The organism is Methylocapsa sp. S129 (assembly GCF_009765995.1).
Taxonomy (GTDB): Bacteria; Pseudomonadota; Alphaproteobacteria; order Rhizobiales; family Beijerinckiaceae; genus Roseiarcus.
Genome location: NZ_LMUI01000027.1, coordinates 95,704 through 116,985, shown reverse-complemented (window position 1 = coordinate 116,985; position 21,282 = coordinate 95,704). Strand labels below are relative to the sequence as shown.

The window sequence follows — 21,282 nt, the reverse complement described above, 5'->3', positions numbered from 1 at the left end:
CCCCATGCTCGCCTATATCGCCCGCCGCATCCTGCTGATGATCCCGACCATTTTCGGCATCATGCTGGTTTCGTTTGCCATCGTGCAATTCGTGCCGGGCGGGCCGGTGGAGCGCGCCATTGCGCAATTGCAGGGCCTCGACGAGGGTTCAGGTTCGCGCATTGGCGGGGGCGGGGGCCAGATCGGCGCGGGCGCTATGGCGCATTCGGGCGGCGATGTCTCCTCCAGATATCGCGGGGCCCAGGGCCTCGATCCCAAATTCATCAAGGAATTGGAGAAGCAATATGGCTTCGACAAACCGGCGCCCGAGCGCTTCGCGATTCTGGTCAGGGACTATGCGACCTTCAATCTGGGCCGCAGCTATTTTCGCGACGAGCCGGTGCTTAGCCTGATCAAGGAAAAGCTGCCTGTTTCGATCTCGCTGGGCCTGTGGATGACATTTCTGTCCTATGCGATCTCGATCCCGCTGGGGATCAGGAAGGCGGTATCGGACGGATCGCGTTTCGATGTCTGGACCTCAGGCGTGGTTATTTTCGGCTATGCGATACCAAGCTTCCTGTTCGCCATTCTGCTTGTCGTTTTGTTTTGCGGCGGCTCGTTCTGGCAGATATTCCCCTTGCGCGGGCTGACCTCGGATAATTTCGCTGACCTTTCATGGCCGCGCAAAGTGCTGGATTACCTCTGGCACATAACATTGCCGGTGACGGCGCTGGTGCTCGGTTCGTTTGCGACATCGACGCTACTGACCAAGAATTCCTTTCTTGATGAAATCAAGAAGGCCTATGTCCAGACGGCCCGAATGAAGGGCCTGTCCGAGCGGCGTGTGCTTTACGGGCATGTTTTTCGCAATGCGATGTTGATCGTCATCGCGGGCTTTCCCGGCGCCTTCATCGGCGCCTTCTTTACGGGCTCGCTGCTGATCGAACAGGTCTTTTCGCTCGACGGCCTTGGCTACCTCTCCTTCGACTCGCTCATGAACCGCGACTATCCCGTCGTCCTCGGCAATCTTTATATCTTTGCACTGCTTGGCCTCGTCGTGAACCTCATTTCTGACCTGACCTACACCTGGATCGATCCCCGCATCGATTTTGAAACGCGGGAGGTCTGAAGCTTGAGTCTGGTCAGCGAACCCGCCCGCGCCAAGGGATGGCTGAATCTCGGGCCGATGAACCGGCGCCGGCTCGACAATTTCCGCCGCAACCGGCGCGGGTTGTGGTCGTTCTGGATTTTCCTCGTACTCTTCGTCATCTCGCTTTTCGCCGAATTCGTCGCCAACGACCGGCCGCTGATCGCCTCCTATAAGGGCGAAATCCTGTTTCCCGTTCTAATCGATTATCCGGAAGAGAAGTTTGGCGAGTTCGAAGCGACTACAGACTATCGCGATCCTATCATTTCGAACGAGATCGAAGCTCATGGCTGGATGCTCTGGCCGCTCATTCGGTTCGCAAACAATACGATCAAGCGCGATCCGCCCACCCCGTTTCCGTCGCCGCCGACCTGGCTCCTGAGCCAAAATCAATGTCGGACGGCTCTCGCGGCTCAGGCGAAGCAAAATCCAATGAAAACATACGAGGGAAACGGCTCCTGCCGCGATCTCGAATGGAACTGGCTCGGCACCGACGATAGAGGCAGCGACGTTGTCGCCCGGCTCATCTATGGCTTTCGCCTGTCGATCCTATTCGGCCTCATACTCGCGGGCGTTTCGTCGGTTATCGGCGTCGCGGCGGGCGCCGTGCAGGGCTATTTCGGCGGCTGGCTCGATCTAATCATGCAAAGACTGATCGAGATATGGTCTTCGCTCCCGCATCTCTACATTCTCATCATCCTTTCGGCGATTCTCACGCCAAGCTTCCTCGTGCTGCTGGTGATCCTGCTGCTGTTCTCCTGGGTCAACCTCGTTCACGTCGTGCGAGCGGAATTCCTGCGTGCGCGTAATTTCGAATATGTCAACGCGGCGCGCGCGCTCGGCCTCTCCAACGCCAAGATCATCGTCAAGCACGTTCTACCCAACGCAATGGTCGCGACCCTGACCTTCATGCCTTTCATCGTGAACGCCTCGATCAGCACGCTCACCTCCCTCGATTTCCTCGGCCTCGGTCTGCCGCCGGGCTCGCCCTCGCTTGGAGAATTGCTATTGCAGGGCAAGTCGAATCTGTCGGCGCCCTGGTTGGGCCTATCGGCCTTCGCCATCGTCGCGCTGATGTTGTCCTTGCTCATTTTCATAGGAGAGGCGGTGCGCGACGCTTTTGATCCGCGAAAGACGTTTACGTGAGGGGGCGGCCCGCCAGCGCGGCGTCATCGGGAGGCGCGACGGCGCCGCTCCTGGACGTGCGCGAGCTTTCCGTCGCTTTTGCGCAGAATGGTAAAGCCCAGACCGTTGTTAACCGCGTTTCGTTCACGCTCGAAAAAGGCGACGCGTTGGCGCTTGTGGGCGAATCGGGGTCAGGAAAATCGGTGACGGCGCTCTCTCTGGTGCGTCTGCTGCCTTATCCCGCCGCGAGCCATCCTTCCGGCGAAATTTTCTTCAGAGGCAAAGACGTCCTGAAAATGCCGGACGCGGAATTGCGCGCCATGCGCGGCGCGGGCGTCACGATGGTGTTTCAGGAGCCGATGACCTCGCTCAATCCGCTGCATACCATCGAGCGGCAGGTCGGCGAAATCATCGCGTTACATGGCGGACGCGCAGCCGCGATCCGCGCGCAAGTCGTTGCGCTGCTCACCGAGGTCGGCATCGTCGATCCCGCTTCGCGGCTCGGCGCCTTTCCACATCAGCTTTCGGGCGGTCAGCGCCAGCGCGTGATGATCGCGATGGCGCTCGCCAACCGGCCTGACCTGTTCATCGCCGACGAACCAACGACTGCGCTGGACGTCACCGTCCAGGCGCAAATTCTGAAACTGCTGAGCGAGCTCCAGGCCAAGCGCGGCATGGCGATGCTTTTCATCACCCATGACCTTGGCATTGTGCGCAAGGTCGCAAAAAACGTAGCGGTGATGCAGCGCGGGCGCATTGTCGAAGCCGGGCCGGTGGCGCGAGTGTTCGCCGATCCGCAACATCCCTATACGAAGACCCTGCTCGCCGCCGAACCCAAGGGCGCGCCGCCGCTACCAAATCTTGACGCCTCCGCCGTGCTGACGGCGGACGACGTCAAGGTCTGGTTCCCGATCAAGCGCGGCTTCTTGCGCAAAACAATCGGCTATGTGAAGGCGGTCGACGGCGTCTCGCTTACGGTGCGCGAGGGCGAGACGGTTGGCGTCGTCGGCGAATCGGGCTCGGGCAAAACGACGCTCGGCCTCGCTATTTTGCGTCTCATCCGATCGCAGGGCCCGATCGTCTATTGCGGCAAACGCATCGACGCGCTGCGTTCGAGGGAAATGCGCCCGCTACGGCGCGATATGCAGATCGTTTTTCAAGACCCGTTCGGCTCTCTGTCGCCGCGACTGTCCGTGGCCGAGATTGTCGAGGAAGGGTTGATCGCGCAAAACACCAAAATGAATGCGGCCGAGCGCCGGCGGGCGGTGGCGCGCGCGCTCGCCGACACTGGCCTCGATCCTGCTTCCATGGATCGCTATCCGCATGAGTTCTCGGGCGGCCAGCGCCAGCGCATCGCGATCGCTAGAGCGATGGCGCTCGACCCGAAATTCATCGTGCTTGACGAGCCAACTTCGGCGCTCGACATGTCGGTTCAGGCGCAGATCGTCGATCTGCTGCGCCAGTTGCAGGAAAGGCGGTCGCTCGCCTATCTCTTCATCTCGCATGACCTGAAGGTTGTGCGTGCGCTCGCCTCGGAGATTATCGTGATGCGTCACGGCAAAGTGGTCGAAAGCGGCGCGGCGGTGCAGGTTTTCTCGGCGCCGCGGGATGATTATACGAAGGCGCTTTTCGCGGCCGCCTTCAACATCGAGGCCGACGCGCGCGGAATCGTCGATCAATGAGCGAGGCGTCGCAATGAGCAAACCGATCGGCCGCGCCATCATCATCGTGCTCGACTCCGTCGGCTGCGGCGCCGCCGAGGACGCGGGCGTTTACGGGGACGCGGGCGCGGATACGCTCGGCCACATCGCGCAAGCCTGCGCGGAAGGGTGCGGTGACAGGGTCGGGCTGCGCGAAGGTTCCCTGAGATTGCCCAATCTCGATCGCCTCGGCCTTGGGCGCGCGATGCAGGCCTCCACCGGTCATTCTTCGCCAGGCCTGGGCCTTGGCGAGCCCGCCGGCCAATGGGGTTATGGCGTCGAAACGTCGCTAGGCAAAGACACGCCCTCGGGCCATTGGGAGATCGCGGGAACGCCGGTGCAATTTAAATGGGGCTATTTTTCCCAGACAATGCCGGCCTTCCCGCCCGAATTCACCCGGGCGCTGATCGCCGAAGGCGAACTGCCTGGCATTCTGGGCGACAAGCACGCCTCGGGCACAGCGATCATCGAAGAGTTCGGCGAGGAACATCTGGGCGATCTCAAGCCGATTTGCTACACATCGGCCGATTCCGTCCTGCAGATCGCCGCGCATGAACACGCGTTCGGTCTCGAGCGGCTCTACGCTTTGTGCAAGATCGCGCGGCGCCTGTGCGATCCGCTTAACATCGGTCGCGTCATCGCGCGGCCTTTTGTCGGTCGAACGAGCGCCGATTTTGTCCGCACGGCGCATCGCAAGGACTTCGCTATGCCGCCGCCCGCCGGCAATCTTCTGGAACGCGCCGCGCTAGCCGGCCATGAAATCATCTGCGTGGGCAAGATCGGCGACATTTTCGCGCATCGTCATACCGGGCGCGAGCTGAAAGGCGCCAACAACAATGACCATGTCGATTTGACCCTGAGGGCGCTGGCCGAGGCGCGCGACGGCGCGCTCATATTCGTCAATCTCGTCGATTTCGATACGGATTTTGGCCATCGTCGCGACGTTCCCGGCTATGCCGCTTGCCTTGAATCGTTCGATGCGCGGCTGCCGGAACTTACCGCGGCGATGCGCGACGAGGATTTCTGCATCGTCACCGCCGACCACGGCAACGATCCGACATGGCGCGGCTATGATCATACGCGCGAGCATGTTCCGATCCTCTCCTTCGGCAAAGGCGTCGCGCCGGGCCCAATCGGCCGACGCGAAACGCTCGCCGATATCGCCGAGACAATCGCGCAGAGGCTTGGCCTCGCCGCCGGCGCTCATGGTCGGAGCTGGTTGGCGTGAGCTTCGCGCTGGATACGCGTCTGGCCGCCGACACGATCGAGATTGGCGATCTCGCATTGTCGCGCCTGCTTCTGATGAATGATGCGCGCTATCTCTGGCTCGTTCTCGTTCCCCGCCAGGAGAATTTATGCGAACTCGTCGATCTCGATGCGCGCGATCGCGCGATTCTGATGGAGGAGATCACTGCGGCTTCCAAGGCCCTGATCGGCTTGCCCGGCGTCGATAAGATCAATGTTGGCGCGTTGGGCAATATTGTGCGCCAATTGCATATCCATGTCGTCGCGCGCCGTTTGGGCGACGCGGCATGGCCTGGCCCGGTATGGGGCGCTGGCGCGCCGCTGCGTTACGGTGCGTCAAGGGCGCGCAAGATCGTGCAAGGTATCAAGGGGCAATTGATTCGCGGCGCGGCGTCGTGAGAGCCTTGCGCGAGCGCGCGGCCACGACTAGTGTCCAAGCCAGTGTGCTGTAACGAGCTCTTGAGCCGCGCGCATCTCCTGATTGTCAAACGAGAACGCGATGTCTTTGCCCGCCTCCGCCGCCGATTATATCGTTGATCGCCGTAGACTGCGGCGTCAGGTGACGCTGTGGCGCGTTGTGGCCTTTGTTGTCGTCGCATTGGCGATTTTGGGCGCCTTTTATCGCTTTTCCGGTCTCGCCGCGCCGAACCAGCCGCATATCGCGAGGCTGGCGATCCAGGGCCTCATCACCGGCGACGACGCAACGCTGAAAACCATCCGTGAGATCGCCGATTCCAAGGCTGCGGCGGTCGTGCTCACGATCGAAAGCCCCGGCGGCACGACGACGGGCGCGGAATTGCTCTTCGACGAATTGCGGCGCCTTGCGGCGAAAAAGCCAGTCGTCGCGGTTGTCGGTACGATGGCGGCTTCGGGCGCCTATATCGCCGCGCTCGGCGCCGACCGAATTTTTGTAAAAGGCAATTCTCTTGTCGGGTCGATTGGCGTCCTCATCGAGTTTCCGAACTTCTCCGGTCTCATGGACAAGATCGGCGTAAAACTTGAGGCGGTGAAATCCTCGCCGTTGAAGGCAACGCCCAACGGGATGGAGCCGACCAGCGACGCCACGCGCGCGGCAATGGCCGCGCTGGTCGCCGATTCCTTTGATTGGTTCAAAAGTCTGGTCAAGGATCGTCGACATCTGAACGATGACGAGCTTGCCCAGGTCGACGATGGGCGGGTATTCACAGGCCGTCAGGGCGTGCCGCTCAAGCTTGTCGACGCCATCGGCGGCGAACGCGAGGCGATCGCCTGGCTTGAAACGGAGAAGGGCGTCGCCAAGGACTTGCCGGTGCGCGATTGGCGCCCCGAGAAAAGCTTCGGGCTTGGCCTTCTCGGATCGGCGGCTTCGATCGCCGAGGGATTTGGACTGACGGGCCCGGCTGCGCTTCTGCAGCGGGCCGAATTGGCGAGGGAAAGCCAGTTGCTTGACGGGCTTGTATCGATTTGGCAGCTTCCTGCTGGTAATTGAATGTCGTTCGCGTGGCGTCTCTGCACTGGCGGTCTCTCGATGGGGAGGTATTCCATTGATAAAATCTGAACTTGTGCAGCGAATGGCGGCGCGCAATCCCCATCTCTATCAACGCGATGTCGAAAACATCGTCGACGCGATTCTTGACGAAATCACAGCGGGGCTCGCCAGAGGCGAGCGTGTCGAATTGCGCGGCTTTGGCGCTTTCTCGACCAAACAGCGCTCCGCGCGAACCGGCCGCAATCCGCGCACTGGCGATCAGGTGCCGGTGGTCGAAAAGGTGGTGCCGTTCTTCAAGACGGGTAAAGAAATGCGTGAACGGTTGAACAAACCCCCGCATGTCTGACGCGCCCGAGGCGATTGTCTTTCCCGTTCGCCATAGCCCGGGCCGAAGATGGTCGCCGTTCGCTGCTCAGAGATGGCGATGATTCTGAGAAAACCGCTATGAAGAACCTACTCAAATTCATTGTGCTGGCGCCGATCGCAATCCTGCTGCTGATCTTCGCCTTCGCCAACCGGCATATCGTCACGGTTTCCTTTGATCCGTTCGTCGAGGGCGATATCGCAGCCTTCGCCATCAGCGCGCCGCTGTTCCTCATTCTAATTCTGGCGATGATGATCGGCGTTATGGCGGGCGGCGCGGCGACATGGCTGGCGCAAGGCAAGTATCGCAAGGCCGCACGCCAAAATCGCGCCGAGGCCGAGCGGCTGCGCGGCGAGGCCCAAAGGTTGAGGCCGCCGACGGGCGACAATCGCGTCGTCCCGAACGTGGGCCTGCAGCATCACGCCTGACGACGACCCGAGGCGTTTGCATGCGATTGGTGTCCGCGACGGAAATTGATGAAGCGCTCGATTTTCCTGGCTTGATCGATGCTCTCGCACAGGCGTTCCGCGGCGGAACCATTGCGCCGACCCGCCATCATCATGCCATTGCGCGTGCAGACGCGACGACCGCGACCCATCTTCTGATGCCGGCGTGGACGTCGGAGGGCACGCAAGAGGACGCCTATCTCGGTACGAAAATCGTCAATGTCTTTCCCGACAATGGCCGACGCGGCCTGCCCGCCGTGCTTGGCGTCTACGTCCTGCAATCGGGGTTGACCGGAGAGCCGCTCGCGGCGATGGACGGCACACGGCTCACGCATTGGCGCACGGCCGCCGCGTCCGCCCTTGCCGCGCGGCATCTGGCGCGCGACGACGCGCGGCGACTGCTGATCGTCGGGGCCGGCGCGCTCGCCCCCTTCCTCACGCGCGCGCACGCCTCGGTGCGGCCGATCGAAGAGGTGACGGTATGGAACCGCAGCGCCGCCGCCGCTGAGAAGCTTGCCGCCTCGCTATCCCAGGAGGGCTGGCGTGCCCGCGTCGCCGAGGATCTGGAGAGCGCCGTGCGCGCCGCCGATATCATCTCCTGCGCAACGCTTTCAAACGCGCCTCTGATCGCCGGCGCGTGGTTGCAGCCTGGCCAGCATCTCGATCTCGTGGGGGCTTTCAATCTTGAAATGCGCGAGGCCGACGACGAAGCGCTCCGGCGTGCCCGCGTTTTCATCGACACCGACGCCGCACTGAGCGAGGGCGGCGATGTGGCCCTGGCGTTGCGCGGAGGCGCTATCGATCGCGCCCACATCGTCGCCGACCTTGGCGCGCTCTGCCGGGGCGCGATCGGGCGGGCTGAATCGACGGAGATAACGCTGTTCAAGTCGGTAGGCGCCGCGCTCGAAGATCTCGCGGCAGCGATGCTGGTGTGGCGCAAACTCGCGCCCCTTTAAGCGGCTTGGCCTTTGACAAGGGACGCGGATTGGCGGAAAGGAGCGCCATGTCCTCGGTCATCAAAATCTGCGGCCTCTCGACCGCGCGGACCCTCGACGCCGCGCTTGACGCAGGCGCCGACGTGGTCGGCTTCGTGTTTTTCGAGAAAAGCCCTCGCCATCTGTCGCTCGATCAGGCTGGCGCGCTTGCGCAACAGGCGCGCGGGCGGGCGCAGATCGCCGTTCTGACGGTCGATGCTTCGGACGAGGCGCTGCGCGCCATCATCGCCGCGGTCGCGCCTGATTTTCTGCAATTGCATGGCCACGAGATCCCGCAGCGCCTCGCCGATCTTCGCCGCACATTCGGGCTGCCCATGATCAAAGCGATCGGCGTCAGCGGCGCGGGCGATATCGCCGCGGCTCAGAACTATGCCGATATGGCCGATCGCCTGCTTTTTGACGCTAAAGCGCCCAGGGATGCGCGCCATCCCGGCGGCAACGGCGTCGCTTTCGATTGGCAATTGCTCGCCGGGCTCGATTTACCTAAGCCATGGCTGCTGTCTGGCGGGCTCGATCCCGAAAATGTCGCGCAGGCGATCGCCATCACCGGCGCGCGGGGCGTCGATGTTTCTTCAGGCGTCGAGAGCGCGCCGGGGGCGAAGGACATTGGTAAGATCGGAGCCTTTATCGCCGAGGCGCGCGCTGCTTTCTCGCGCGCCGAAGCCGCCAACCGTATGACCGCGCGCCCAACGGCGCAGCCGGGGAGAGTCGCGTGACCAAGATCGCCAAACAGAATTCCTTCCGCAACGGCCCCGACGAGCGCGGCCATTTCGGCATATTTGGCGGGCGTTTCGTCGCCGAGACCCTGATGCCGCTCGTCCTCTCGCTGGAAGAAGCCTATGAGACGGCCAAGGCCGATCCGGCCTACCAGGCCGAGCTCGACCATTTTCTGAAGCATTACGCTGGGCGCCCGAGTCCGCTTTATTTCGCCGAGCGGCTGACCGAGCGGTTAGGGGGCGCGAAAATCTATTTCAAGCGCGAAGAGCTGAACCATACCGGCTCGCACAAGATCAACAATGTGATGGGCCAGATCCTGCTCGCCCGCCGCATGGGCAAGAAACGCATCATCGCCGAGACAGGCGCGGGCCAACATGGCGTCGCCACCGCTACCGCTTGCGCGCGGTTCGGGCTGGAATGCATCGTCTATATGGGCGCCGTCGATGTCGAGCGGCAAAAACCCAATGTCTTCCGTATGAAAATGTTGGGGGCTGAGGTGCGCCCGGTTCAATCGGGCGCGCGCACGCTGAAAGACGCGATGAACGAGGCTTTGCGCGATTGGGTCACCAATGTCGCCGACACCTTCTATTGCATCGGCACGGCGGCAGGTCCCCACCCTTATCCCGCGATGGTGCGCGATTTTCAGAGCGTTATCGGCAACGAGACGCGCGAGCAGATGATGGCGGCCGAAGGGCGTCTGCCCGACAGCCTGATCGCCTGCATCGGTGGCGGCTCCAATGCGATCGGCCTGTTCCATCCTTTCCTCGATGACCCGAGCGTCGAAATTTATGGCGTCGAGGCGGCCGGCCATGGCCTCGACGTGCCCGACGGGCACGCCGCCTCGCTATCGGGCGGCCGGCCTGGCGTGCTGCACGGCAATCGCACCTATCTCCTGATGAACGACGACGGTCAGATCAATGAGGGCCATTCGATCTCGGCCGGTCTCGATTATCCCGGCATCGGCCCCGAACATTCCTGGCTCAAGGAAACCGGCCGCGCGACCTATATATCCGCGACCGACAAGGAAGCGCTCGCCGCCTTCCAGCTCTGCAGCCAATTGGAAGGCATCATCCCCGCGCTCGAACCCGCGCATGCCATAGCCGGCGCTATGCGCCTTGCGCCGGAAAAGTCGAGCGATCATCTGATGGTGCTGAACCTGTCGGGGCGTGGCGACAAGGACATCTTCACGGTCGCGGAATATCTAGGCGGCATGTGACGGTTCGCGGCGGCGCGCTTATGCCTTGGCGAGCCAGGCTAGAACCTCGGCGCGCGTCGGCGGATCGGAGCCCTGTCGCGTACAGGTGATCGCTGAGGCCGCCACGGCGAAGGTCAGCCATTTCGTGAGATCGGCGCTGGTCGGCGCGCGCGCCCCGACGCCAAGCGCGCTATCGGCGTCCATCGCGGCGATCAAGGCCGACATGAAACTGTCGCCCGCGCCGACCGTGTCGACGACAGCGACGATGGGCGATGGCGCGAAAAGCCTCTCGTCTTGGAGATAGGCGACCGCGCCCTGTTCGCCGCGCGTCATGACGCAAAAATGCGGGCCAAGCAACGCCCACGCGGCGATGGAGGCTTCAGCTTCACGATCGGGATAGAGCCAGAGGAGGTCCTCCTCGCTCGCCTTGACGACGCTGGCGAGCGCGACTTCGCGTTCGACGATCGGAACCACCGCCTCGCGATCCGGCGTCACCATCGGGCGAATATTGGGATCGAAGCTGGTCGTCGCGAATGTGCGCGCCATGGCCAATGCCGCCGCGGAACTTGACCCATGCATGTGATCGACGGCGCAGAACGAGCCGATGTGCAAATGACGCGCTCCGGCAGGCCAGACTTTCGGAAACGGCCATGCCTCGTCATAGGCGGTCGCATCGAGATAGAACGAATAGCGCGCGCCGCTCTGGGCCGTGCCGCGCATCACGAAGGCGAGCGGCGAAGGCTTGGCGTCGCGCGCGACGAAAGTCAGATCGACGCCCGCCTCGACCAGCGCGGCGGCGAGACTCTCGCCGTTAGGATCTGTGGACAGGCGGGACACGAAGGCCGTCGGCGACCCCAATCGGCCCAAGCCGATCGCCACATTGAAGGGCGATCCGCCGAGAACCGCGTCATAGCCGTTTTTCCGATCGGCGTCGGGAATCAGATCGATCAGCGCTTCGCCCGATATAAGGATCATGGCCTGCCCCTGGCGCCGGCGTCATCCCGGCCTCACGCCAGCGTATAGGCGGTCTTCACGATTGTATAGAACTCGACGGCGTAACGACCCTGTTCGCGCGATCCGAAGCTCGAACCTTTGCGTCCGCCAAACGGCACGTGATAATCGACGCCAGCGGTCGGCACATTGACCATCGCCATGCCCGCTTCGATATTCCGCTTGAAATGACTCGCATATTTCAGGCTTGTCGTGCAGATGCCCGCGCACAGCCCAAATTCGGTGTCGTTGGCGAGCGCCAGAGCGTGGTCATAATCGTTCGCTGGAATCATCGCGGTCACCGGTCCGAAAATTTCCTCCCTGGCCACGCGCATTGAATTATCGGCGTCCGTGAACAGGGCCGGGTTCATATAAAAGCCAGGCGTCGCGCGCTGTACGCGCTCGCCCCCTATTGCGAGCTTGGCGCCTTCGTCCTTGCCAATGCGCAAATAGGAAAGATCCTGATCGAGCTGGCTCTGGTCGACGACCGGTCCGATATGCGTGCCCGCCTTCAGCGCATCGTCGACGACGAGGCCCTTCATACGCTCGACCATCGCCTCGGCGAAGCGCGCATAGATTCCCTTGGTGACGATGAGGCGTGAGGATGCGGTGCAACGCTGTCCGGTCGAGAAAAACGCGCCATTGACCGCGCATTCGACGGCGGTCTTGAGATCGGCGTCGTCAAGCACGATCAGTGGATTCTTGCCGCCCATTTCGAGCTGGAATTTGCGCATCCGCTCGGCGCAAGCCGTCGCCACCTTGCGCCCTGTCGCCACGGAGCCGGTGAAGGTGATCGCGTCGATTCCCTTGTGCTCGAGCATCGTCTGGCCGACCACCGAACCGCGGCCCATCACCAGATTGAACACGCCTTTGGGCGCGCCGGCGCGCACGATGATTTCGGCCAAGGCATGCGCCGAACCCGGCACCAGGTCGGCGGGCTTGAACAGTACGCAATTGCCGTAAGCGAGAGCCGGGGCGATCTTCCAAGCGGGGATGGCGATCGGAAAATTCCACGGCGCAATGATGCCGACGATTCCAACCGCCTCGCGCGTCAATTCAACATCGATATTGGGCCGCACGCTGGCGAGCTTCTCGCCGGGGATGCGCAACGCCTCGCCCGCGAAGAAATCGAAAATCTGGCCGGCGCGCGTCGCTTCGCCAATGGCTTCCAGCAGCGACTTGCCTTCTTCGCGCGCGAGCAGCTTGCCCAGCTCTTCGCGGCGCGCCAGAATTTCGGTGGAGGCGCGCAGCAAAATGTCATGCCGCTCCTGCGGACTGGTGCGCGACCATGCGGGAAAAGCGGCCTTCGCCGACGCCACGGCGGTCTCGACCTGGGCGGCGCTGGCATGCGCGTAGAGGCCGACGACGTCTTCCGTATTGGACGGATTGATATTGCGCGAAACGCCTTCGCCCTCGACCCATTCGCCCGCGATATAATTCTTGTTGAGGTCGCTCATATCGTCTCCCGATCGTTTATCGCGTCTGGCGCTCCGGCGGCTCCTGCTGAAGCCGCCGATCTTTTATCATACTATATGAAGGCGGACATGCGCGCGCCAGTAACTCAAATCAAGCCTCGTTTGGCAAGATTGCGCATGAGATGGCTGGCGCCGAACGCCCATGGCGGACATTCGTCGCAATGACGCATGCGATTGGTCAATTGGCCGAGTTTGCCGGCGGCGACCGTGACGACGTCGCCTTGCTTGTGGGTGAAGCCCTTGCCCGGCGCTTCCCGGTCGGCGACCGGCGCGAACATCGTGCCCAAAAACAGCACCGCCCCGTCGGGATATTGATGACTCGCCCCCGTCATCTGCGCCACGAGATCGGCGGGATCGCGGCTGATCTTTGAAATCGAGGAGCCGCCCTCGAGCTTGAAGCCATCTTCGCCTTCGACAGTCAGGCCGACGTGCATGGCGCGCACATCGTCGAGCGAAAAACTCGCGTCGAAAAGGCGCAGCAGCGGACCGATCGCGCAGCTCGCGTTCTGGTCCTTGGCCTTGCCCAACAGTAACGCGGAGCGCCCCTCGACATCCCTGAGATTGACATCGTTGCCGAGGGTTGCACCGACGATGCGGCCACCCGAATTGATGGCCAAAACGACTTCCGGCTCCGGATTGTTCCACGCCGAAGCTTTGTGAAAGCCGGCGTCGGCGCCATGGCCGACCGCTGACATCGGCTGGCTCTTGGTGAAAATCTCCGCGTCCGGTCCGATGCCGACTTCCAGATATTGCGACCATGCTCCCTGCGCGATCAGGGCGTCCTTGAGGCGCATGGCGGCGGGCGAGCCAGGCTTGAGCCTGGAAAGATCCTCGCCTATCAGACCGATCATTTCATCGCGGATCTTCGCCGCGGCGCTTCTGTCGCCGCGCGCGCGCTCTTCAATCACCCGCTCCAGCATAGATGTCGCGAAAGTAACGCCGGCTGCTTTGATCGCCTGCAAATCAACGGGCGCCAAAAGCCAGGGCTTCGCGGGATCGCGCCGAGTTTGAGGGGTGTTGGCGAGGACCTCCTCGAGCGAGGCGAAGCGCTCGCCTTGCGCCGCGCGCAACGCCGCCGAAGGGTCCGGTTCCTCGCATAAGTCGCGCAGCGACGGGAAACGGCGGGTCACGTCGACTAGACCGTCCGGCCTTGCCGCCACGACCGATGGGCCGCTCAATTCCGGCCGCCAGACCCTGCCGACCAAAGCGCCGGCATAACCGTCGATCGGCAGGGTCGCCGTTTCCGTCAAGTTCAATTCAAGTTGCGGCATGGGCATTCTCGACTTCGGTCCAAATGGGCGGGGCGGCCATTGAAGGATTGACGCTGGCTCGCCATCTGATTAGCGTCTAACATGCTAGCTGGGAAGTCATTTGCACAGCACGCGCACGCGGCGAATGGCGCGCGAGGTCATTGGAGATGAGCGAGACGGAGGCGCGACGAAGCTCGAAAGCCGATCACGTCTATCGCGATCTCAAGGAATCTATCCTTTCGGGCGCGCTGGAGCCAGGGGGTGCGATTGACAAACTGGCGCTTTGCGAGCGGCTCGGCGTATCGCGCTTTCCGGTTTCCTCCGCCATCAGCCGGCTCGCCTATGAACGGCTGGTGACGATCGAACCGCAACACGGATCGTTTGTCGCCAAGATTTCTGTTGACGATGTGCGCGAACGTCTGTTGGTGCGCCGGGCGCTCGAATCCGAAGTCGCGGCGCAGGCGGCGTTACGGATGCCGCGTGAGGGCATCGAGGAACTGGAGCGCAATTTGCGCTACCAGCAAGCGGCCGTCGATGGACACGACGTTGCGGGATTCTACGCATTGGATGTGGATTTTCACCGTTTGCTCCCGTCGTTGCTGGCGCTCGGCCATTGCGGCGAGATTCTCGACGGGCTGCGCTCCCATCTGGAGCGGGTCAGGCGCCTGCTGCTGTCGCCGACGGGGCGCATGCCCAAGACTCTTTCCGAACATAGCGCCATCGCCAAAGCCGTGACGAGCGGCGACGCCGCCGGCGCCCGCGCGGCCATGCATTACCATCTGCAACAAACGACCGATCTGTTCGAGACTTTCGCCAGGGAACGGTCGAGCCTGTTTTCCAAATAATTCTCACCCCTCGGAAGCAAACGATGAACAGCCCACGCGCTTTACGGCTCAACGCCCAGGATAATGTGATGGTCGCCGTCGACGAGATTCGCATCGGCGACAGCCCTGCAGGCGGTCCAAAAGCGTCCGCGCGCGTGCCCAAAGGCCATAAGCTCGCCACGACGCTGATCGAGACAGGCGCGCCGATCCTCAAATTCGGACAGATCATTGGCTTCGCCTCAAGACCAATCGAACCGGGCGAGTGGGTGCATGAACATAACGTCGTCATGCACGAGTTTTCGCGGGACTATCATTTTTCCGAGGGCGCGAGGCCCGAAACCATCCTGCCGTTGTCCCAGCAGGCGACATTCCAGGGTTATCGCCGCACCAACGGCAAGGCAGGCACGCGCAATTATCTGGCGATTCTGACCAGCGTGAATTGTTCGGCAACCGTCGCCAGGCTGATCGCTCGTGAATTCGAACGTTCGGGAAGGCTGGACGACTATCCCAATGTCGACGGCGTTATCGCGCTTGTTCATGGCACCGGCTGCGGCATGGCCGCCAAGGGCGAGGGCTTCGACATTTTCAAGCGCACACAATGGGGATACGCGGGCAATCCCAATATTGCCGGCGTGGTGCTGGTGGGGCTCGGCTGTGAAGTTTTCCAGATCGGCCGCATGAAAGAGGAATACGGCCTCAGCGACGGCGAGCTTTTCCAGACGATGACGATCCAGGCGACGGGCGGCACAAGGAAGACGATCGACGCGGGCGTCGAACGCATCGCCGCGATGCTGCCGATCGTCAACCGGGCACAGCGCGAGACGCTGCCGGCGAGCGAGTTGATGCTCGCCTTGCAATGCGGAGGGTCGGATGGCTATTCCGGCATCACCGCCAATCCCGCGCTCGGCGCCGCCGTCGATGTTCTCGTGCGGCACGGGGGCACCGCGATCCTGTCCGAAACGCCAGAAATCTATGGCGCCGAACATTTGCTGACACGCCGCGCTGCGACGCCGGAAGTCGGCCAGAAGCTTGTCGACCTCATCCATTGGTGGGAAGATTATACCGAGCGCAACCATGGCGAGATGAACAACAATCCTTCGCCTGGCAATAAGGCCGGCGGCCTCACGACGATCCTTGAAAAATCGCTTGGCGCGGCGGCCAAAGGCGGCACGACCATTCTCAACGACGTCTATAAATATGCCGAACGCGTGACGGCCAAGGGCTTCGTCTACATGGATACGCCTGGCTACGATCCCGTCTCGGCGACAGGCCAGGTCGCCGGCGGCGCCAATGTGCTCGCCTTCACTACCGGACGCGGTTCGGCTTATGGCTGCAAACCGACGCCGTCGATCAAGCTCGCGACCAACAGCGACATGTATCGGCGGATGAGCGAGGACATGGACATCAATTGCGGCGATATTCTCGACGGCGTTTCGATCGAAGAAAAGGGCCGCGAAATATTCGAGAAAGTTCTGAGCGTCGCCTCGGGTGAGAAGTCGAAGTCGGAAGCGCTCGGCTATGGCGACGCCGAATTCGTGCCGTGGCAAGTCGGCGCGACGATGTAAGCGGCAATTTCGTGCAGACCGCTCTTTTGTTCGATCTCGACGGCACGCTCGTCGACACCGACGCTCTTCATCTTATCGCCTTTCAAAACGTCCTCGCGGCGCACGGCATAAAGCTGACCAAGGCGCAATATGTCGAGACGATCATGGGCTCGTCCAATGCGATGATCGGCGCAGCGTTCCTGCCGCATCTGTCGCCGGCGGATCGCGACGCGATCCTTGCGACGAAGGAAGCGGCGTTTCGCGACATGCTCGGCGAATTGAAGCCGGTCGCGGGCGTGATGGCTTTGCTTGATTACGCCGACGCGCAGGGCGTCAAATGCGCCGTCGTGACCAACGCCCCGCGCGCCAACGCCAAGGTCGTGCTTGACGCTTTGGGCCTCGCCGCGCGCTTGCCCATCCAGATCATCGGCGGAGAACTCGCGCGTCCCAAGCCGGATCCGCTGCCCTATCTCACCGGCCTTGCGCTGACGGGGGCGGACGCAGCCCATTCGCTGGCTTTCGAAGATTCTCTGTCGGGGCTTCGCGCCGCGGTCGGCGCGGGCCTGACCGTCGTCGGCCTGACGACGACGCTGGACGAGACGACGCTGACGCGCGCGGGCGCGACGATCGCCGCGGCCGATTTCACCGATCCGCGCATCCGCGAATTGATTCGACAAAAGATGATCTATACGAGAAGCAGCGCTCGCTGATTCCAGGAGATTGACATGCGGCTCGCTCAAATCGTCGACGAAAATGACAAGCGCGCGCTTGTCGTCACCGCGCGCGGCGAAAGCCGCCTCGTGAAGGGCGCGCGCACGACCTATGAGCTCGCGTTTCAAGCGATCGCGGCGGGCGAATCGATTCGGAAAATCATCGCCGATCGCGGCATCGGCAAGGTCGTCGACCTTGCGGCGGCTTTCAAAGAGAAGCGCGTGCTCAACCCGATCGACCATAAGGACGCCGCCCATCTGCAAGTGACCGGCACCGGCCTCACGCATCTTGGCTCCGCCGAGGGACGCGACAAGATGCACAAGAATCTGGCCGACGCGGACACGCTGACCGATTCGATGCGCATGTTCAAAATGGGTCTGGAAGGCGGCAAGCCGAAGGGCGCGGCGCAAGGCGTCCAGCCCGAATGGTTCTACAAAGGCGACGGCTCGACGATCGCCGCGCCGGGCGGCGACCTCATCTCGCCGCATTTCGCGCTCGATGGCGGCGAGGAGCCGGAGATCGTGGGCGTCTATGTCATCAGCCCCGAGGGCGCGCCGGTGCGGGTCGGCTTTTCACTTGGCAATGAATTTTCCGACCACGTCACCGAGCGGCAGAATTATCTTTATCTCGCCCATTCCAAGCTAAGGGCCTCAAGCTTCGGGCCGGAACTGTTGCTGGGCGATCTGCCCGCCGACGTGCAGGGCGCTTCGCGCATCCGCCGCGGCAAAGCTGTGCTGTGGGAAAAACCGTTCATCTCGGGCGAACAGAACATGTCGCATACGATCGCCAATCTGGAGGCGCATCATTTCAAATATGATCTGTTCCGCCGCCCGGGCGACGTGCACGTGCATTTCTTCGGCACTGCGACGCTGTCTTTCTCGGACGGAATCAAACCCGAGAAGGGCGATGTCTTCGAGATCGAAGCCGAGGCTTTCGGCCTGCCGTTGCGCAACCGGCTGACAATCGGCAAGGCAGCGAAGGTGAAGGTGCGGGCGCTCTGAGGGAGCGTCGCGCTCAATAGCCCGTCGCCCGGTCGACGACATTGCGCAGCTTCTCGCCGCGCTCATAGGCGGCGATCTGATCCGCGATATAGCGCACGATCGCGTCCGGCGTTGAGACCGCCGCATTATGCGGGCTGATCGTCACGCGGGGATGGCGCCAAAGCGGCGAAGCCTTTGGCAAAGGCTCGACCTCGAAAACATCCAGCGAGGCCGCTTTGAGAACGCCCGTGTCGAGCGCCGCCAGAATGTCCGCCTCGACCTGCAAGCCGCCGCGCCCGGCATTGAGCAGAATAGGCCCGCCAAGGCGGCCGTCCGTCGCCAGTTTCGCAAAAAGAGCGGCGTTGAGAATGCCGCGCGTCTGCGGCGTCAAAGGCAGAAGCGCGACGAGAATATCGGTGCGGGCAAGCATCGCCTCAAGGCCGTCAGCGCCATGGAAACAGGCGATGGTTTCAACATCGCGAGGACTCCGGCTCCAGCCGGCGACGTCAAAGCCGATCGTCGCGAGTTTGCGCGCCGCATCCGCTCCGAGCGCGCCAAGGCCGAGGATTCCGACGCGGATGTCCGCGGCTGCGGGCTGGTCAATATCCTCGTCCCAGATTTGCTGATCCTGCTGCCAGTCGTACATGCGCTGCTGGCGCAGATGGATGAGTGCATGAAGCACGACCCATTCGCTCATCCGGTCGCGCAAATCCGCGTCAACGACGCGCACGATCGGAACATCGGGAAGACCGGAATCGTGAAACACGTGGTCGACGCCGGCGCCGAGCGAAAAGATCGCCTTGAGATTGGGCAGATCAGCGAGCGCGCCCGATGGATGGCGCCAGCTCAGGGCGTAATCGACGGCGGCGCGATCGCCAATCGTCTCCGGCGTGACGATTTCGCGCCCCGGCAAGAGCGCATGCAACCGCGCCAGCCATGGCTGCAGATCCCATCCGCTGACGGCGAGGAGGATTGTCATGGCGTCCCGGCGATACGCTCGACGACAGGATCGCGCGGCGGCGGCGGCGCATCGCCGATGCGGTAGGCGGCTGCAAGCTGCCCCGCCGCCGCCTGGGCGCGCGCGTCGTCTCGCGCGTGAACCAACGCCAGAGGCGCGGCGGCGGAAACCTCGGCGCCAAGTCCTGCAAGCCGCGTGAAGCCGACGGCCGGGTCGATCGCGTCGGCAGCCCGGCTCCGACCGCCGCCGAGGGCGACGACCGCCATGCCGATAGCGCGTGCGTCGATCGCTTCGACAAAGCCGCGGCGCGCGGGCGCGGCGGCGACAATAACCGGCGCGACGGGCAGAAGCTTGGCCGCCTTATCGAGAAAGCCGCTCGGGCCGCCCAACATCGCAACCATGCGCTCGAAGCGCTCGGCGGCGGCGCCGCTCGCCAGCGCGCGCTCCATCGCCGCGCAGCCAAGCGCCGCGCTCTCGGCAAGGCCGCCGAGCGACAGCAATTCCCCGCCGAGCGCGATGGTCACAGCGTGCAACCGGGCGTCGCGCTTTTGCCCGGTGAGATAGTCGACGGCGTTTCGCACTTCGACCGCGTTGCCGGCCGCAGTTGCGAGAGGCTCGTTCATATCGGTGATGAGCGAAGTGGTCGGCAGGCCGGCACCGGTGGCGACGCTCGCAAGGCTTTGAGCAAGATCGCGCGCGCCCGAAAGGCTCGTCATGAAGGCGCCCGAACCGGTCTTGACGTCCATCACCAGCCCTTGCAGGCCGGCCGCCAGTTTCTTCGACAGGATCGAGGCGGTGATCAGCGCGATCGATTCGACCGTCGCAGTGACGTCGCGAATCGCGTAAAGGCGTTTGTCGGCGGGAGCGAGATCGGCGGTTTGGCCGATGATCGCGCAGCCGGCCTCTGCGACCGTGCGCTGGAAGAGCGCGAGGTCGGGCTGGGCGACATAACCGGGAATCGAATCGAGCTTGTCGAGCGTGCCGCCGGTATGACCAAGGCCGCGCCCCGAAATCATCGGGGTGAAGGCGCCGCAGGCCGCCAGCATCGGCGCAAGCATCAGGCTAACGTTGTCGCCGATGCCCCCCGTCGAATGTTTGTCGAGGATGGGGCCGGGCAGACGGGCGTCGCGCCAGTCGAGCACCGAACCCGAATGCATCATCGCACGGGTCAGACCCACCCGCTCGTCAAGATTCATCCCCTTGAAGAACACGGCCATCGCGAAGGCGGCGGCCTGGCCCTCCGTGACCGCGCCCGAGGTGAGGCCAGCGATGAAGCTCTCGATCTCCGGTGCGGCGAGCGCCTCGCCGTCGCGTTTCTTGCGAATGATTTCCTGCGGCAGCATCAGGCGTGCGCCGGGTCATACGCCCTGATGAAGGCGCGCAGCAATCGCTTGAAATTGGCTGAGCCTTCGGCCGCCACCTCCTTGGTTTCGGCATGGGTCGGATCACCCCCCGCCAGTCCCGCGCCAAAATTCGTCACCAGCGAGACGGCGACGCAGCGCAGCCCGTTGAGGCGCGCCAGAATGACTTCAGGAACTGTGGACATGCCGACAAGATCGGCGCCCAGAATCTTCGCCGCGCGGATTTCGGCCGGCGTCTCGAAGCTCGGTCCGGAGAACCACATATAGACGCCCTCGTGCAATTCGATTCCCTGGTCCAGAGCTGCATGTCTCAAGAGGGTTCGCAAATGGGAATCATAGGCATGCGTCATCGGCACGAAGCGATCGTCGGAATTGACGCCGATGAGCGGGTTCGCTCCCGCGAAATTGATGTGATCGGCAATCGCCACCAGCGCGGGCGGACGCCAATCGGTGTTGAGGCCGCCGGCGGCGTTGGTCAGAAACAGCGTCCGGCCGCCGAACGCCTTGAACGTCTCGATGGCGACCGCCATTGCGCGGCAATCGCCGCGCTCATAATAGTGGCCGCGCCCCTGGAACAGCACGACGCGCCTGCCTTCCAACCGACCGACGACAAGGCGGCCGGCGTGTCCCGACACGGTCGGGACGGGAAAACCCGGCAGGTCTTCATAGGCTATCGAAACGGCGTCCTCGACCTCGTCGGCGAGCGAACCCAGACCCGAGCCCAGCACAACGCCGAGTGGGGCGAGTTCATTGAGGCCGCGCTGGCGCAGGAGCGCGATCGCTTTTTGGGTGTCGGTCATCATGGCGC

The 21,282-nt window shown here is 62.9% G+C and carries 21 protein-coding genes; 15 read left to right on the top strand and 6 right to left on the bottom strand.

The window, feature by feature from the left end; genetic code table 11:
• The first annotated feature begins 4 nt into the window (after positions 1–4).
• The 11 genes from GSQ90_RS16865 to trpB all read left to right on the top strand — a co-directional run bounded on the left by GSQ90_RS16865 (position 5) and on the right by trpB (position 10,402).
• Positions 5–1,108 (top strand): microcin C ABC transporter permease YejB, encoded by a 1,104-nt coding sequence (locus GSQ90_RS16865; RefSeq protein WP_158816030.1) that lies wholly within the window; start codon positions 5–7, stop codon positions 1,106–1,108.
• Between the two features lie 57 nt (positions 1,109–1,165).
• Entirely contained in the window at positions 1,166–2,272 is a 1,107-nt protein-coding gene (locus GSQ90_RS16860) for an ABC transporter permease (RefSeq protein ID WP_158816029.1), read from the top strand.
• Positions 2,269–3,933 carry an ABC transporter ATP-binding protein gene (locus GSQ90_RS16855; protein ID WP_158816012.1) on the top strand — a complete coding sequence of 555 codons (1,665 nt, stop codon included), beginning with the start codon at positions 2,269–2,271 and terminating at the stop codon, positions 3,931–3,933. The genes GSQ90_RS16860 and GSQ90_RS16855 overlap by 4 nt, the downstream gene beginning before the upstream one ends.
• Positions 3,934–3,958: 25 nt before the next feature.
• The gene (locus tag GSQ90_RS16850; RefSeq protein ID WP_158816027.1) at positions 3,959–5,179 is read left to right on the top strand and encodes a phosphopentomutase; all 1,221 of its coding nucleotides are present in this window, start codon (positions 3,959–3,961) and stop codon (positions 5,177–5,179) included.
• On the top strand, positions 5,176–5,595 hold the full coding sequence (locus GSQ90_RS16845; protein WP_246731640.1) for an HIT domain-containing protein: 420 nt from the start codon (positions 5,176–5,178) through the stop codon (positions 5,593–5,595). The genes GSQ90_RS16850 and GSQ90_RS16845 overlap by 4 nt, the downstream gene beginning before the upstream one ends.
• 100 nt (positions 5,596–5,695) lie before the next feature.
• Positions 5,696–6,664, top strand: coding sequence for a signal peptide peptidase SppA (gene sppA, locus GSQ90_RS16840; RefSeq protein WP_158816011.1), 969 nt, complete (start codon positions 5,696–5,698; stop codon positions 6,662–6,664).
• A gap of 55 nt (positions 6,665–6,719) precedes the next feature.
• Positions 6,720–7,010 (top strand): integration host factor subunit beta, encoded by a 291-nt coding sequence (locus tag GSQ90_RS16835; RefSeq protein WP_158816010.1) that lies wholly within the window; start codon positions 6,720–6,722, stop codon positions 7,008–7,010.
• A gap of 98 nt (positions 7,011–7,108) precedes the next feature.
• Positions 7,109–7,456 (top strand): lipopolysaccharide assembly protein LapA domain-containing protein, encoded by a 348-nt coding sequence (locus GSQ90_RS16830; RefSeq protein WP_158816009.1) that lies wholly within the window; start codon positions 7,109–7,111, stop codon positions 7,454–7,456.
• 20 nt (positions 7,457–7,476) lie between these two features.
• Complete coding sequence (locus GSQ90_RS16825; RefSeq protein WP_158816008.1) at positions 7,477–8,430, top strand: ornithine cyclodeaminase family protein; 954 nt, start codon at positions 7,477–7,479, stop codon at positions 8,428–8,430.
• Between the two features lie 47 nt (positions 8,431–8,477).
• A complete protein-coding gene (locus GSQ90_RS16820) occupies positions 8,478–9,185 on the top strand; it encodes a phosphoribosylanthranilate isomerase (RefSeq protein WP_158816007.1) in 708 nt (235 codons plus the stop codon).
• Positions 9,182–10,402, top strand: a complete 1,221-nt coding sequence (gene trpB, locus GSQ90_RS16815; protein WP_158816006.1) for a tryptophan synthase subunit beta — start codon at positions 9,182–9,184, stop codon at positions 10,400–10,402. Before GSQ90_RS16820 ends, trpB begins: the two co-directional genes overlap by 4 nt.
• A gap of 18 nt (positions 10,403–10,420) precedes the next feature.
• Here the strand turns inward: trpB and GSQ90_RS16810 are convergent, their stop codons facing one another.
• From GSQ90_RS16810 to GSQ90_RS16800, 3 genes are all read right to left on the bottom strand, one after another.
• Positions 10,421–11,356 (bottom strand): carbohydrate kinase, encoded by a 936-nt coding sequence (locus GSQ90_RS16810; RefSeq protein WP_158816005.1) that lies wholly within the window; start codon positions 11,354–11,356, stop codon positions 10,421–10,423.
• Positions 11,357–11,388: 32 nt separating this feature from the next.
• On the bottom strand, positions 11,389–12,828 hold the full coding sequence (locus tag GSQ90_RS16805) for an aldehyde dehydrogenase family protein (RefSeq protein ID WP_158816004.1): 1,440 nt from the start codon (positions 12,826–12,828) through the stop codon (positions 11,389–11,391).
• Between the two features lie 104 nt (positions 12,829–12,932).
• Entirely contained in the window at positions 12,933–14,117 is a 1,185-nt protein-coding gene (locus GSQ90_RS16800) for a fumarylacetoacetate hydrolase family protein (protein WP_158816003.1), read from the bottom strand.
• Positions 14,118–14,263: 146 nt separating this feature from the next.
• Here GSQ90_RS16800 and GSQ90_RS16795 point away from each other — a divergent pair, with 146 nt between their 5' ends.
• From GSQ90_RS16795 to araD1, 4 genes are read left to right on the top strand one after another with little or no spacing between them, the layout of a single operon-like run.
• The gene (locus GSQ90_RS16795) at positions 14,264–14,941 is read left to right on the top strand and encodes a GntR family transcriptional regulator (RefSeq protein ID WP_158816002.1); all 678 of its coding nucleotides are present in this window, start codon (positions 14,264–14,266) and stop codon (positions 14,939–14,941) included.
• 23 nt (positions 14,942–14,964) lie between these two features.
• Complete coding sequence (locus tag GSQ90_RS16790; RefSeq protein ID WP_158816001.1) at positions 14,965–16,485, top strand: UxaA family hydrolase; 1,521 nt, start codon at positions 14,965–14,967, stop codon at positions 16,483–16,485.
• Positions 16,461–17,174 carry an HAD family phosphatase gene (locus tag GSQ90_RS16785; protein ID WP_246731639.1) on the top strand — a complete coding sequence of 238 codons (714 nt, stop codon included), beginning with the start codon at positions 16,461–16,463 and terminating at the stop codon, positions 17,172–17,174. The genes GSQ90_RS16790 and GSQ90_RS16785 overlap by 25 nt, the downstream gene beginning before the upstream one ends.
• A gap of 15 nt (positions 17,175–17,189) precedes the next feature.
• Positions 17,190–18,176, top strand: coding sequence for an AraD1 family protein (gene araD1 / locus GSQ90_RS16780; RefSeq protein ID WP_158815999.1), 987 nt, complete (start codon positions 17,190–17,192; stop codon positions 18,174–18,176).
• Between the two features lie 13 nt (positions 18,177–18,189).
• Here araD1 and GSQ90_RS16775 read toward each other — a convergent pair whose 3' ends face one another.
• From GSQ90_RS16775 to GSQ90_RS16765, 3 genes are read right to left on the bottom strand one after another with little or no spacing between them, the layout of a single operon-like run.
• The gene (locus tag GSQ90_RS16775) at positions 18,190–19,134 is read right to left on the bottom strand and encodes a glyoxylate/hydroxypyruvate reductase A (RefSeq protein ID WP_158815998.1); all 945 of its coding nucleotides are present in this window, start codon (positions 19,132–19,134) and stop codon (positions 18,190–18,192) included.
• The gene (gene deoA / locus GSQ90_RS16770; RefSeq protein WP_158815997.1) at positions 19,131–20,456 is read right to left on the bottom strand and encodes a thymidine phosphorylase; all 1,326 of its coding nucleotides are present in this window, start codon (positions 20,454–20,456) and stop codon (positions 19,131–19,133) included. The genes GSQ90_RS16775 and deoA overlap by 4 nt, the downstream gene beginning before the upstream one ends.
• Entirely contained in the window at positions 20,456–21,274 is an 819-nt protein-coding gene (locus tag GSQ90_RS16765) for a purine-nucleoside phosphorylase (RefSeq protein ID WP_158816026.1), read from the bottom strand. The genes deoA and GSQ90_RS16765 overlap by 1 nt, the downstream gene beginning before the upstream one ends.
• Positions 21,275–21,282 lie beyond the last annotated feature (8 nt).